The organism is Empedobacter sp. GD03797 (genome assembly GCF_029842105.1).
GTDB lineage: Bacteria > Bacteroidota > Bacteroidia > Flavobacteriales > Weeksellaceae > Empedobacter > Empedobacter falsenii_C.
This window is the reverse complement of sequence record NZ_JAOCFS010000009.1, coordinates 23,746-38,330: the sequence shown is the minus strand read 5'-3', so window position 1 is coordinate 38,330 and position 14,585 is coordinate 23,746. Positions and strand designations below refer to the sequence as shown.

Sequence of the window (14,585 nt, the reverse complement as noted above, 5' to 3'; positions counted from 1 at the left end):
ATTAGTCTTCGTAAACAGAAATAAAAGTTTGTTCGTTCCAATTTTCAAAAGGCGTAAAACGATATACTTTTTTGTCTTCTAAAAAGTCGTTTTCATAATTGAAGTTATTCGGGAATTTTGCTTTATTTTCTTCTTGATAAATAAAACTTCCTCCTAGAACCAAGCCTATTTTTCCGAAATCTCCGTAAAAATATTCTTCCAAAAGCGGAATGATTTTGTCTTTGAAAGTTTGTTTTAAATCTTCCAAATTTTGGATTCCAATAAAATACGAATGTCCAATTTGATGGTCTTTGTCAACCAATACTTCAATGCGTTGATTGATAGTTTCTAAAAGTTGTTTCAAATCAACATCTTGATATTCAGAATTAAGCAAAACACTTGGATTGGGTTGCATCTCAACAAATGAAAAACGTCTTCTTAAAGCTGTATCCAAAGCTTCTACACTTCGGTCGGCTGTATTCATTGTTCCGATAATGTCCACATTTTTTGGAACTCCAAATTCTCTCTTTGAATAAGGAAGTTTTACTTTAAGTTCGTTGGTTGAACCAATTCTCTTGTCGGGTTCAATCAACGTAATTAATTCTCCAAAAATAGCTGAAACATTACCCCGATTGATTTCATCAATAAAAATTGCGTAACGATTTTCTGTGTCGTTTTGTGCTTTTAAACACAAATCCTTAAATATTCCGTTTTCAATTTGGTAAGAAATAGTTTCTTTACCTTCTTCCATAACGGGTTTTATTCCTTCAATAAAATCTTCGTAAGAAAATGATTGATGGAAAGTTGTAAATACGTAGTGCTTGATTTCTTTATTAGGATTCGGCTTAAAATTATTGACAGAATCGAGAATATCGTAAATTTCGGGTGCTTGTTCTTTTAATTCATTTTCAAGTAATTCCCATTTTTTATCTTTTGTTTTGTCAAAAATATAAGGCGTTTGTCTTTGCGTGTAATTGACCGTTTTTGATTCAATTACAGTATGAAATTGTAAATTTCCCCATATCGTTGCCCGAACATTTTTTGATTCAGATAAAACGGCTTTTTTAGAAACCCAACGGTTTTCTAAAATATCATTGACTTTGCTTGTTCCCATTTCTAAAAGAGCCAAAGCAATGGCTTGCCACCAAGTCAATCCACTCACAATTTCTTCAAAATAAGATTCTGGACTTATACTTTTTTCAGAAATTGTGTACTTAGGAAAATATTCGTTTCTCAATGTATATGTTTTTCCTGTTCCTGGTGCTCCGAAAAGGATTTGATTTAGCGGAATCTTTTTATCAGAATTTATGTTTTTCATTGTTTTTTCGGTTGTTGTTTGATATTCTAATTGGCTCAAAATTTCATTTCTAAAATCAATATCAAAAGCCATTCTTTCCAATTCTTTTTTATTGTATTTGGAATAACCTGAAATTTGAGTACGATTCAGTTCGTTCTCAATTGAGTTAAATACAGATTGTTTATTTTTTTGAGCTTCTGAAATATCGTTTAGTTTGCATAAATAAGCGGTTGGAGTGCCGTCAAAATTCACAAAATTGTTGCTTATTTGTTGTTCTGAAATTGTTCGGAATTTATAATCATCTTTACCGATAGTTGCTGTATTCCAAATATATCTTTGTCCGATTGTAAAAACAATTTTGTTTTTATCAGCATTAAAAACCAATCTTCTGTCGTCTTCTTGAAAACCAAAATTTTCAATTATTGAATCTAAAAAATCATAGTATTCTTCTAATTGTTTTTTGTCAAACTTTTTGAAAAGTTCAAGTAGATTAAAATCTTTAGCATCTCTGAAAACAACATACAGTACATTTTGAATCATCAAACATTTATCATCCCAATCTGGTTTTTGATAAAATTTGCGATAGGTATTGATGAAATTGAAATTATTGTCGTTTAATAGATTTTCCTGAATAATTTGGTTGGCTAATTCTTGTAAATGCAAAAATCGTTCTCCCGATTTTTTCGCTTTTATATTGAGTTGCTCACAGAAATTCTTGTAATAATCTGCTTTGTACAACATATATTTTTCAGGAAAACGAAAAGCCAAATAAACCGAAATAGTTCGCTCATCTTGTTGAGTGTTAATATTAGTTCGGTTTAATGATTGTCTAACTTTGGGAAGTATTTTTTCTGATTCGGTTTGAAAAATTTTGATTCTTTGTGAAATTTCTATCGATTCATCATACAGATTCCGAAACATTTCCCGTACTTCATTAGGAAAAAGTTGAGTTGATTTTTCGATAAATCCCCACGAGTTTTGATAAAGTAAATTGGATACTTTACTGAATGAAGATCGAAACATTTGATGAAAATCTTCTGCTTCTAAATCCCAATTCTGTTGAAATGTATTTATTGCTAAATATTTATAAGCTTCGTTTGGTTCTCCGTTTTCTTCTAAAATGTCAATATATTTCTCAATCAAGTGATAAGTTATGTTTTTTAGGTTTTCAGTCATTGCTTATTAATGATTTAATATATAGCTGACTAAATTACAAAAAAAACCAATGTTTATAACATTGACTTTTCTTGATTAGTTTATAGATTCATAGGTGTGAAGTAAAAGACCGTTCCATCCCCTTAAATTTATGCGATACTTTTTGCATATCCTTACCAACTTTCTCGTTGAGTATCTTAGCATAAATCTGTGTCGTAGCAATGTTTTTATGCCCTAACATTTTGCTTAAACTTTCGAGCGGAACGCCCTCGCTCAAAAACAGCGTGGCAAATGTATGGCGTGCTAAATGAAAGGTTACTTTCTTTTCTTTCAGGCATTCAATCTGTTGTGATATTCTCTTTAGGCTATCATTACAGACTGTATTTGATGGTACAGGAAATACTTTTCCATCTTTTGAAAATCCTGCATATTTTTCGATAATCATTTTGGGAATATCCAACAGCATCACATTTGACGATGTGGCTGTTTTTTTCCTACGTATTATAATCCACTGGTTACCGTCAAAGAAATCCTGAATATTGCTGTTTCTAAGACCTTTCATATCTGAATAGGAAAGACCAGTAAAGCAACTGAAAACAAACAGGTCTTTAACCAATTCATCTTTCTTTTTCTCACAGTTAAACGTTACAAGCTGTTCCAACTCGTTCCGCAACAGATAACCCCTGTCTTTGTCCTTTTTGGTATTCTTGTACTCGCTGAACGGATTAAAAGCAAGATGCTTTCTGCTCATTGCCAATCGGCAAAGCGTGGTAAAGCCAATCATATACAGCCAAATCGTGTTATGTGTCAAGCTTTGGTCACCACGCAGGTAGTAATCAAAGTCCTGTATAAAATCAGGAGTAAGGTCGTTAAAAGACACATCGGAGTAACCGTATTTTGTAAGTGCAAAATTGCGAAGATGTCTTAATAGTGTTTTATACTTACTTCGTGTTCCATTTACCCGAAGTCCGCTATTGACCTTTTTCTCATAGTCGGATAAGAACTGTTCATAAAACTTGAAAAAGGTAATTTCTCCACTTTCCATACCGAGAAAAGCATTTTTGAGTTTAGAACTGTTTATAGCTCCCTCGGTTTTCAGAATTTTGGAATAGCATTCCTCAATGCCCAAACGGATTTTATCAAGCTTGCCGTTCACATCTTGGGCTTCTCGGCTTTTACCTAAAACCCTGCCGTACTTCAAATCCCAATTTGTTGCCGAAATATCCAACTTGGTACTGAATGCAGATTGATTACCATTTACGGTAATTCTGCACATAACCGTAACTTTCCCGTTCTTCTTCGGGGCATTCTTTTTAAGGTAGAAAAGAACCTTAAACGTTGATTTTTTTGTCGTTTCCATACTCACAATTCTTAATGATAAAATTAAACCTATGTGAGCTACGAAACAATATGAAAAACTATGCAGAGAGCTGAATTACAGTATTTTAAAGCGGTTGTTTCTAATGCTTGAAAGTAACGTTTTAGTAACCTTACTTTTGCCTAACCTCGCTTTTTTCTGCTTTTTACCTCATTGCCAAAAAATCAAAAAACGATTGTAAAGCCTTTATTTACAACCGTTTTCCCTGTTATTAATGTTTGATGTATTTTTACTGAAAATTTATTTTATAAAAAAATCGGTGAATTCGAAAGAATAATAAGGTCAAATAACAAGACGAATTCACCGACAAGCTTTGAAGCGTTCGATTGATTAGATCTCAACTTCTCGTTCAGAATTTGCGCAATTGCTATGAACGATATAATCGATTAGTTTTCCATTTTCAAAACATAACATCAAATCCTCTTCATAAATTGATGTATGTGTCAATTGATTAAATTGTAATAATTTTCCTTGTGGAATTTTAATAATTCCAGAATACCAGCTCGCAAAAACTTCTTCTCTTTTTGGAAATAAATAATTCAATTCAACTTCATCCAAACCATCCAAATATCCTCTGAAATTAATTAAAAACAATTCGTCATTTCTCAATTCCCATTTCCCATAATATCCTCTCCAGCATGTTGGCGAAGGCGGAGTAAAATAAGGTGGATGATTTAATTTTCTAAAATAATGATGTAATGGTTGTTCGGCTATAATATATTGTTGGTTGTCGATTAATAAAATTTCTCCTATTTGCGCGGTCATTTTTTCTTATGGTTTATTCAAATGTAGAATAGCCACACGAATTAATGAAAAATCAATAGCGCTAATTTATCAAAATGATAAAAATTGACCGACTAAAATAAAATGGTTAAAAATTATCTTGTCTTTAAATGATAAATTCGTAATTATTATTTATTTAAGAATTATTCTTTCACCTTGTTGAGGGAAAATATAATTGATGTTATATGGATTATCTTTTAACAATTCGTCTTTAATTTTTTGCTCATAATCATCTTTTGGTTTGATATGAGTAACGATGATTGTAAAACCTTTCAACTTACTTTTTCCAACTTCTTTCGCTAATTCACCTAATTCTTCGTTCATCAATTTTGGTGTTAAATGACCAAATAATAATTTTTCAGGTTGAGAATTAGGAAAAGAAACTTCTAACATCATTGTTTTCAGTTTACCTGATTTAATTTTAGGCGCAATTGCTTTCCAAATAGTTGTTAAATTTTTAGTTCCTTCGATACGATCTGCTCCTGTATCACCAAAATATAAGACTGCACTTGAACCATTTTCAACTAATATTGCCGAACTCTTCAAAGGATTTACATGACTCAATTCGTAAATTGTTCCTGTAAAATTAGTTCCTTCTATTGTGAAAGGTGTTCCTATTTCTGCATATTTGTAGTAATATTTATTCAAAATTGGCGATTCGCCTTCATTGGCAAAATTTGCCCAAGCATCATTAGTAAAATATTTATTTTTTAAAACTGAAATTGTTTCAGAAATACCATAAATAGGCTTGTTTGCATCTTCTGGAGAATTAATAATCATGCCTGAAAGATGATCCAAATGTCCATGAGAAATAAAATATCCTTTGATATAATTTTTCAGAACTTTACTATTTTGTTCTTCAAAAGTACCTTTCTCTATTGCTTTATTGATTCCAGAAAGAATTGTCCCTGCATCCAACGCCAAATAGCTATTTGTCGTTTCTTCACCAATCAAATAAGAAGAAAGATTACTCTCGTTGCTACCACCATAAACTCCAAGTGGAACAACCTGAATATTTTGTGCTGAGGCAATCATCGAAATTCCAAATCCAATACTTAATAGATATTTTTTCATAAAAAGAATTTTAACAAAAATACAACCGAAAGTATTATTAAACTAAAATATCCTCATAGTTTGTAAAAACTTTAGTATTTTCACACTTCTATAAAATTAACGCATAAAATTAGTTAGAATGAAATCGAAATTATCTACTAAAATATTGAAAAATTATGCGACTCAACTGATGACAAAAAAAGCAATGTATGCTGCGGCAATCGCTTTATTGGCAACAAATGTTGATGCGCAAAAGAAACCATTAGATTTGACTGTTTTTGATGAATGGCAATCAATTGGAATGAAAGAATTATCGAATAATGGTTCGTGGGTTGCTTATCAAGTCAATGCACAAGAAAGTGATAATACATTGAACTTTTTTGGTTTGAAAACGGATAAAAATCTAAGTTTTCATCGTGGTGAACAAAGTGTTTTTACAGCAGATTCTAAATTTGCCGTTTTTAAAATTCGACCTTTTTATAAAGATTTGAAATTGGTTCGAATTAAGAAAAAGAAAGAACATGAAATTGCAAAAGATTCAATCGGAATATTAAATCTAGCAACAAATCAAGTTGAGAAATTACCAAATATAAAATCATTCAAAACACCGAAAAAAGGAGGTTCTTTTTTGGCTTATTTATTAGAAAAAGAAGAAGCGAAGAATGATAAAAAAGACAAGTCAGATTCTACAAAAACGAAAGATAAACCTTCAAAACCAGCGGGTAAAGATAAAAAAGATACGCCGTTAGAATTGGTGTTGAGAAATTTGATTTCTGGTCAGAAAAAATCTTTCAAAAATGTAATGAATTATGAGTTTAGCGAAAATGGTAAACAATTAATTTTTTCGACAAAACAAGAGAAAAAAGACAGTTTAGATAAAACTAAATATGGTGTTTTCTTGGTAAATACAGCAACTTTTGTTCAAAAACAATTGGTTGATACAATTGGAGATTTCAAACAATTTGCGTTTGATGAATTAGCAAATAAAGTTGCTTTTGTTGGAACTTCTGACGAAGAGAAAAAGGAAAATAAAACATATTATTTATATTATTCTGCAACAAATAATCCACAACAAATCAAGAAATCTGAATTGTTAGGATTGAAAAAAGATTGGCAAGTTTCAGAAAATCGTCAACCAAAATTTAGTAAAGATGGAAATTCTTTGTTCATTGGTTTGATGCCGAAATTAGCAGAAAAAGACACAACTTTAATCGCTGATGATTATGCAAAAGTGGATGTTTGGAGTTACAAAGATGATTTTATTCAACCACAACAATTAAAGAATCTTGAGCGTGAAAAAAAGCGTTCGTATTTATCAGTGATTGATTTATCGAATCCTGCAAAAGTGATACAATTAGCGGATTTGGATATGAATCAAGCCGAAATTTTGAATGAAGGAAATTCAAACTTTGCTTTAGGAACTTCTGATAATGCCTATCGATTAAGCTCTAATTGGGATGTAACAGGTCGTAAAGATTATTATATCATTAATACGAAAACGGGACAACGCGAGTTATTTGCAAAAGCTTTGGCTGGAAAAGTGGAAATGTCGCCGAATGGAAAATTTGCTGTTTTTTATAATGCCGAAAATGGATTATGGTCGAGCTATAATATCGAAACAAAGGAAACAAAAGTTCTGAATAAAAAGCTAAAAGTGAAATTCTATGACGAAGAAAATGATTCGCCAACTTTAGCGCAAGAATATGGTGTTGCTTATTTTACGGATAATGACGAAACGGTTTTAATCAAAGATCGTTATGATATTTGGGAGTTTGATTTGGCTGGAAATCGTCGTCCAGAAAATATGACAAATGGTTTCGGTCGTAAACATAATATTACGTTTGATATCAATCAATTAAATGATGATATAAAAACACTTAATCGTGATAATTTAGTTTATTTAGGTGCTTTTAATAATCAGAATAAACAATCTGGAGTTTATCAAACAATTATTTCGAAAGCAAAAAATCCTGAAGAAGTTGTGATGTCGAATACTTGGGGAGCACAAAAAATGACAAAAGCGTTGAATGCGAACGAATTTATTTATACAAAAGAATCGTTCCGAAATTCGCCTGATGTATATGTTTCAACGAATTTTAAAGATGAAAAAAAGATATCTGCAATCAATCCGCAACAAAAAGATTATTTATGGGGGAACGGTGAATTGGTAACGTGGAAAACGTATTCGGGTAAAGATGCAACAGGAGTTGTGTACAAACCAGAGAATTTTGATCCAAATAAAAAATATCCAATGATTGTTTACTTCTACGAAAAACTTTCGGATAATTTGAATCGTTATCAAGCGCCTGCGCCAACGCCTTCTCGTATCAATCATACGTATTTTGTAAGTAACGATTACATTGTATTTACACCGGATATTTCGTATACAATTGGTCATCCTGGGAAATCTGCCGAAGATTATATCAATTCTGGAGTAGAAGCATTGAAGAAAAATACGTGGGTAAATGGTAGTAAAATTGCCATACAAGGACAAAGTTGGGGAGGATACCAAGTGGCACATTTGATTACAGCAACCAATATGTATGCTGCGGCTTGGACGGGTGCGCCTGTTGTGAACATGACTTCTGCTTATGGTGGAATTCGTTGGGGAACGGGTATGAGTCGTCAATTTCAATACGAGCAAACACAAAGTAGAATAGGTAAAACTTTGTGGGAAGCGCCAGAATTATATATCGAAAATTCGCCTTTGTTCAATATGCCAAAAGTTACGACGCCAGTTGTAATCATGCATAACGACGAAGATGGTGCTGTTCCTTGGTACCAAGGAATTGAGATGTTTATGGCGTTGCGTCGTTTAGGAAAACCAGTTTGGATGTTGAATTATAATGGTGATGATCATAACTTGATAAAACGTGCGAATAAAAATGATATTCAGCAACGTCAAGTTCAGTTTTTTGATCATTATCTTAAAGATAAACCTGCTCCAAAATGGATGACAGAAGGAGTTTCTGCAATTAATAAAGGTATTGATTGGGGCTTTGATCTTGAGAAATAATTATAGTAAATATTTAAAAGCGACCAATCTGGTCGCTTTTTTTATGAAAAGAATTTCTTACAACACAATTATATTGTTAAATTTACAATTCATTTTGATTAACTTATTGAAAAAGTTTAATTTAAAGGTTTAATTGCACTGAATATGAATACAAATAATCGACAAATTGTTTATATCCATGGACTAAATAGTTCGGCAAATTCAACTAAATTCAAAACTATTCTAAAAAATTATCCTTCAGCGATTTGTATTGAATGGAAAACGGAGGATAATATTGCGACTATTTTATTTGAAGCTTACGAACATTTAAAAGGTTTGGTAAATGATTTGGCGATTATAGGAAGTTCTACTGGAGGGAATTTTGGTTGGCAATTGCAACAAAAATTAAAGGAAAATGGAAAATCGAGCGAATTGATTTTGTTAAATCCTTTGGTTGATGTGTCGATGAAAGTCGAAAATAATTTTCCTGAAAATCTTTCGCAATATTTAGTCGATATGAATCGTTTCGAAAATACAACGGTTTTTCTTTCTGTACATGACGAAGTTTTGGATTTTGAGAAACTAAAAACTTTCTTCGAAATTCAACAAAATATTTTTCCTCAACAAATCGAAATCATAGAAATTGATGACAATCATCGAATACGTAACTTCGAGTCATTGTTAACGTTAATTTAATTTACGCTTTACAATTATTTAATTTTATTAACTGCATTTTTGCACACGAATCAAGAAACAAATAAACATGAGGCAAGTTTTAACATTAATACTTATTGTATTTTCAATCAGTTCGTATGCGCAAGTAAAAGATTCTACAGAATCTAAAAAGAAAACTGTACAGGATTTTAAGAATATGATGTCGCCCTATTATAGCTATGGTAACGGATTGGGAATTACTTCTCCAGATAGTCTTTATCAGGTCAACATTAGATTTCGCATGCAAAATCGCATTAGTTATAATCATAATGATGGAGAAGAAGATAATATTGATGGTCAAATTCGTCGTTTAAGATTGCGTTTTGATGGATATATCGGAGATCCAAAATTTGGTTATTCGATGCAATTATCTTTCGCTGCAGGAGATGTTGGAAAAGCAGAAGAGGGGAAGAATACGAATATTATTCGTGATGCGATGATTTTCTATTACCCAAATAAACATTGGAGTTTAGGATTTGGTCAAACAAAACTTCCGGGAAATAGACAACGTGTTAATTCTTCTGGAGCATTACAATTAACGGATCGATCTATCAATAATGCAGATTTTAATATCGATCGCGATTTTGGATTTCAGGTTTTATACAATAAAAGAAATCAAGAAAAATTCTCATATATTTTGAGAGGAGCTATTTCTACTGGTGAAGGACGAAATTGGACAAATTTTAAAGATACTGGTTTAGCTTATACAGGAAAAGTTGAGTTGTTTCCACTTGGAGAATTTACAAAAGGAGGGAGCAATTATGAAGGTGATTTAGTTCATGAACAAACACCAAAATTGATGCTTTCGGGAGCTTATAGTTATAATGATAGAGCGCATAGAACGGCAGGAATGTTAGGAGATGATATTGTAGGTGGAGGAACAGCTAATATAAAATCATTGTTTTTGGATGCGATGTTAAAATATCGTGGTTGGAATTTGATGTATTCTTATATGAATCGTAATTCGGATAATGTATTATTTTATAACCCTGCTGATATTTCTGATTTTAATTATATTTATAATGGAGAAGGGATGGATTTTCAAGGTTCGTACACATTTCCGAAACATTGGGAGGTGATAGGACGTTATTCAACTCAAACAGTAGATAAAGATATTTTTGAGTTTACGCCAAATACAAACCAATTCACATTAGGTTTGACAAAATATATTTGGGAACATGCGTTCAAATTACAAGCAGAGTTCACGTACGAACAACAAAAATTCTATAATTTGGAAAAGAAAAACAACTGGTACGCGCGTTTTCAGATAGAAATTGGAATTTAAGATATCTTATTGTAAATTAAATATCTTAGAATAAAATAAAGGTTTGATATTTGATAATATTTTATAAATTTGCAGTACAAATATCAACCCATGCAAGCCAATAAAAAAAGAAAAAGTTTAAACCGAAATGTAGAGTTCGGAACTAAAAAAGTACAATTTAAAGATGTAATTATTGTCGCAATATTAATCTTTGTAATTGTTTTAGCAATTTTGAAATTTATAAATTAATCATATAAAAAAACCACTTCAAACGAAGTGGTTTTTTTGTTTTATTTCTTTTTGATGGAAACTAATTTCGAATCTTCTTTACAAATTTCTAATACAAAATCATAATCTTTCGTATTGTCTTTGCTTTTATAGTTTGCCAAATATTCTCTACAAGGAACCTGATCTTTTTTCGAGTGATCAAAATCAACTTTACTTCTTTTGAATAATTCTTTTTTCAAGAATGTAGAATCTAAATTTTCTGCTTTTAAAAATGCTTGAGCTTCTGGTGAAATAGCTAATCTTTTTGAAAAAGCTTCATCCAAAACTCTTGCATTTGGAAAGTAATTACATGAGAAAGCACGAGGTCCAAACGCCATAGCGACGAAAACTAACCCAATTCCAACTCCCATCAAATACTTCATAAATCTTTGCGTAAACGTCATATGATCAATAAATTAATGTCGTGAAATGGTAAATCAAACCAATCACATAAGTTCTTTTTTACAATTCTTCCTTTGTACAAATATACGCCATTTCTTATAGTTTTATCCGATTGTACCACATTCGCAAAACCAGATTCTTCTGAAATTTGGAATAAATACGACAAGAAATAATTGCTCAACGCTTTGGTAGAGGTACGTGCGACGCGAGAAGTGATGTTAGAAACCGCATAATGAATTATATCATTCTTAATAATGATAGGATTGTCGTGAGTTGTTAATTCAGATGTTTCGAAGCATCCTCCTTGATCAATACTTACATCAATAATCACAGCGCCAGCTTTCATATTTTGCACCATCATCTCAGTTACAACGCAAGGTGTACGTGTTTCTCCACGAAGTGCTCCAATTGCTAAATCGCAACGTCGCAAAGCTTTTCCTAATTCTTTTGGATCTAATGTAGACGTAGAAACTCGTTGTCCTATATTTTGTTGTAATCGTCTTAATCTTGTTAATGAATTATCAAAAACACGAACCGAAGCACCTAAACCCAAAGCTGTTCTTGCTGCATTTTCTGCAACCGTTCCAGCTCCAAGAATCACAACTTCTGTTGGTCGAACTCCTGTTACGCCGCCCATCAAAATTCCATTTCCTCCGTTTGTAGAAGACATCAATTCACTTGCAACCAAAATTGCCGTTGTTCCTGCAATTTCACTTAATAAACGAACGACTGGTAAATGATTTTGTTCATCACGAATAAATTCAAATCCAACAGCGTTTACACGTTTTGTAATTAATTTCTGAAAATATTCGCGTCTTAAAGTATTTGTAGGAACAGATGAAATAATCAATGCATTTGGTTTTACCCAATCAATTTCATCTAAAGTAAGTGGACCAACTTTTAGAATAATAGGTTTCTCGAAAACAGCTTGCGTATTGTAAGAAATTTGCGCACCAGCTTCCGAATATTCTTTATCCGAATAATTTGCACCTTCTCCTGCTCCAGTTTCTATCGTAACTTGATGTCCATTATTGACCAAAATTTCGACTGCATCAGGAGAAAGACAAATTCTTTTTTCTTGATTATTTGTTTCTTTTGGAATTCCAATATCAAAGCGTTCTTTCTTATGAGGAATCTCTAAACGCTCGGGTTGAGGAATAAGATCTTCTTGAGAAAAAGGCGTGAAAATATTTTTTCCGTCCATATACTATTAACTAAAATTTAAATGACGAACGCCATCTACATTTTTCAATGTAATTGTATGGTGCTCATCTGGTATAAAGTTAGCAATTTTATTTGGCCATTCCATTAAACAATATTGATTAGAATATAAATATTCTTCAATCCCAAAATCTAAGGCTTCATCTTCGTGATTTAGACGATAAAAATCGAAATGATAAACTTTTCCTTTATCTGTTTCATATTCATTAACAATCGAAAAAGTAGGACTCGAAACTTCATCATTTGTTCCCAAAGCTTTTACAAACTCTTTGATAAAAGTTGTTTTTCCAGCTCCCATTTCTCCTTCGAAAGTGATTAATTTATACTGAAGTTGATCGATTATTTTTTGAGCAACTTCTGGTAATTCGTCTAAATTATTGATGATAAATTCCATTTAATTTTTTGGTGTTAAAACAACCATTGGGATAATTATTTCCTCCAACGAAATTCCACCATGTTGGTAAGTGTTTTTGTAATAATTAACGAAATGATTGTAATTTTTTGGATACGTTAAAAATAAATTTTCTTTTGCAAAGATATACTTTGACGTAACATTAACCTTAGGTAAAAGGAATTTTTCTGGTTGCTCAACCGCCAAAACATCTTTCGGATCATATTGCAATTGTTTCCCCAATTTATAACGCAAATTTGTACTTGCTTCTTTGTCACCAATTACTTTTGTAGGTTCCTTTACGTAAATTGTTCCGTGATCGGTTGTTACAATAATTTTCATTTTTTCTTGCGCCGCTTTTTTCACAATTTCCATTAAATATGAATTCTCAAACCAATGTTTTGTGATCGAACGATACGTTTTATCATCACGAATAATTTCGCCAACAATTCTGTTGTCCGTTTTTGCATGCGAAAGAATATCGATAAAGTTGTAGACAATTACATTCAAGTTATTCTTTTTGTAATTATTAAAATCATCTGCAATTTTTTTCTCGAAATCAGAATTTAAAATTTTAAAATAATTATACGATAAATCACCCATTCCAAGACGTTTTAATTGTTCTCCTAACAATTCTCTTTCGTACATATTTTTATTTCCTTCGTCGGTATCATTCAACCAATATTCAGGATATTTTTTCTCAATTTCCAAAGGCATTAAACCCGAAAAGAACGCATTTCTCGCATATTGAGTTGCCGAAGGTAAAATACTGTAATATAAATTTTCGGCTTCCGAATTATAATAACGATTGAAAATTGGCTCAATAACTTTCCATTGATCGTAGCGTAAATTATCAACCATAATCAATAAAACATTTTTATCTTTTCCAAGATGAGGTCGAACTAATTGATTGAAAATTGTGTGCGATAAAACGGGACGATCTTCATCATTATGCAACCAATCTTCGTAATTACGTTCTATAAATTTGAAGAAAGCTGCATTTGCTTCACTTTTTTGATTTTCGATGATTTGAGAAAGTGCTGTATCTTCGATATTTTCAAGTTCAAGTTCCCAAAAAACTAATTTTTTATAAATTTCTTGCCAATCCTCATAATCGCGCGCATTCATCATATCCATTGTGATATTTCTGAATTCCTGTTGATAATTGATAACTGTTTTTTCTGAAATAATTTTAGATGCATCCAAAATCTTTTTCAAACTCAATAAAATTTGATTTGGATTAACTGGTTTAATCAAATAATCTGCTATATGTGAACCAATTGCATCTTCCATGATATGCTCTTCTTCACTTTTTGTGACCATAATAACAGGAAGGTTTGGACGCAATTCCTTAATTTTTGGTAAGGCTTCCAATCCACTCAAACCTGGCATGTTTTCGTCGATTAAAACAGCTGCAAAGTTCTCTTTTTCTATTTCTTCTAATGCATCAGTCGCATTATTTATCATTGTTGTATCGTATCCTTTTTTCTCTAAAAAAAGTTGGTGTGGTTTCAATAAATCGATTTCATCATCAATCCATAAAATTTTTATAGCCATTTGTTATATTTTTATTTTTTATATTGATTTCTACATTTTAGAATTATTCCAAATATAGCGATAACGGAAATGTTAAAATCAAAATTGTATGTTAAACAAAATTGGAGTTTTCCCAAAGTTTGCGATGAT

General features: G+C 31.6%; 11 protein-coding genes. 3 read left to right on the top strand and 8 right to left on the bottom strand.

What is annotated here, in order from left to right; translation table 11 throughout:
• Position 1: 1 nt before the first annotated feature.
• The 4 genes from N5D90_RS08300 to N5D90_RS08285 all read right to left on the bottom strand — a co-directional run bounded on the left by N5D90_RS08300 (position 2) and on the right by N5D90_RS08285 (position 5,666).
• Positions 2 to 2,452 carry an McrB family protein gene (locus N5D90_RS08300; RefSeq protein WP_260136335.1) on the bottom strand — a complete coding sequence of 817 codons (2,451 nt, stop codon included), beginning with the start codon at positions 2,450 to 2,452 and terminating at the stop codon, positions 2 to 4.
• Between the two features lie 88 nt (positions 2,453 to 2,540).
• Positions 2,541 to 3,791 carry a site-specific integrase gene (locus N5D90_RS08295; RefSeq protein WP_280062148.1) on the bottom strand — a complete coding sequence of 417 codons (1,251 nt, stop codon included), beginning with the start codon at positions 3,789 to 3,791 and terminating at the stop codon, positions 2,541 to 2,543.
• Positions 3,792 to 4,139: 348 nt separating this feature from the next.
• Positions 4,140 to 4,574 carry a hypothetical protein gene (locus N5D90_RS08290; RefSeq protein WP_038336095.1) on the bottom strand — a complete coding sequence of 145 codons (435 nt, stop codon included), beginning with the start codon at positions 4,572 to 4,574 and terminating at the stop codon, positions 4,140 to 4,142.
• Positions 4,575 to 4,724: 150 nt separating this feature from the next.
• On the bottom strand, positions 4,725 to 5,666 hold the full coding sequence (locus N5D90_RS08285) for an MBL fold metallo-hydrolase (protein ID WP_280051594.1): 942 nt from the start codon (positions 5,664 to 5,666) through the stop codon (positions 4,725 to 4,727).
• A gap of 118 nt (positions 5,667 to 5,784) precedes the next feature.
• Here N5D90_RS08285 and N5D90_RS08280 point away from each other — a divergent pair, with 118 nt between their 5' ends.
• The 3 genes from N5D90_RS08280 to N5D90_RS08270 all read left to right on the top strand — a co-directional run bounded on the left by N5D90_RS08280 (position 5,785) and on the right by N5D90_RS08270 (position 10,639).
• Complete coding sequence (locus tag N5D90_RS08280; protein WP_280062147.1) at positions 5,785 to 8,661, top strand: S9 family peptidase; 2,877 nt, start codon at positions 5,785 to 5,787, stop codon at positions 8,659 to 8,661.
• 144 nt (positions 8,662 to 8,805) lie between these two features.
• Positions 8,806 to 9,336 carry a YqiA/YcfP family alpha/beta fold hydrolase gene (locus tag N5D90_RS08275; protein WP_219035345.1) on the top strand — a complete coding sequence of 177 codons (531 nt, stop codon included), beginning with the start codon at positions 8,806 to 8,808 and terminating at the stop codon, positions 9,334 to 9,336.
• Positions 9,337 to 9,403: 67 nt separating this feature from the next.
• Positions 9,404 to 10,639 (top strand): porin, encoded by a 1,236-nt coding sequence (locus N5D90_RS08270; protein WP_280062146.1) that lies wholly within the window; start codon positions 9,404 to 9,406, stop codon positions 10,637 to 10,639.
• A gap of 269 nt (positions 10,640 to 10,908) precedes the next feature.
• On the opposite strand, the gene N5D90_RS08265 is transcribed toward N5D90_RS08270, so the two are convergent.
• The 4 genes from N5D90_RS08265 to N5D90_RS08250 are packed head-to-tail and all read right to left on the bottom strand — an operon-like array spanning position 10,909 to position 14,456.
• Positions 10,909 to 11,268 (bottom strand): hypothetical protein, encoded by a 360-nt coding sequence (locus N5D90_RS08265; RefSeq protein WP_147280013.1) that lies wholly within the window; start codon positions 11,266 to 11,268, stop codon positions 10,909 to 10,911.
• Positions 11,269 to 11,285: 17 nt separating this feature from the next.
• Complete coding sequence (locus N5D90_RS08260) at positions 11,286 to 12,491, bottom strand: alanine dehydrogenase (protein WP_280062145.1); 1,206 nt, start codon at positions 12,489 to 12,491, stop codon at positions 11,286 to 11,288.
• Between the two features lie 6 nt (positions 12,492 to 12,497).
• Entirely contained in the window at positions 12,498 to 12,902 is a 405-nt protein-coding gene (gene tsaE, locus N5D90_RS08255) for a tRNA (adenosine(37)-N6)-threonylcarbamoyltransferase complex ATPase subunit type 1 TsaE (RefSeq protein WP_280062144.1), read from the bottom strand.
• Positions 12,903 to 14,456: a bifunctional response regulator/alkaline phosphatase family protein gene (locus N5D90_RS08250; protein ID WP_115001042.1), complete on the bottom strand. Its 1,554-nt coding sequence runs from the start codon at positions 14,454 to 14,456 to the stop codon at positions 12,903 to 12,905.
• Positions 14,457 to 14,585 lie beyond the last annotated feature (129 nt).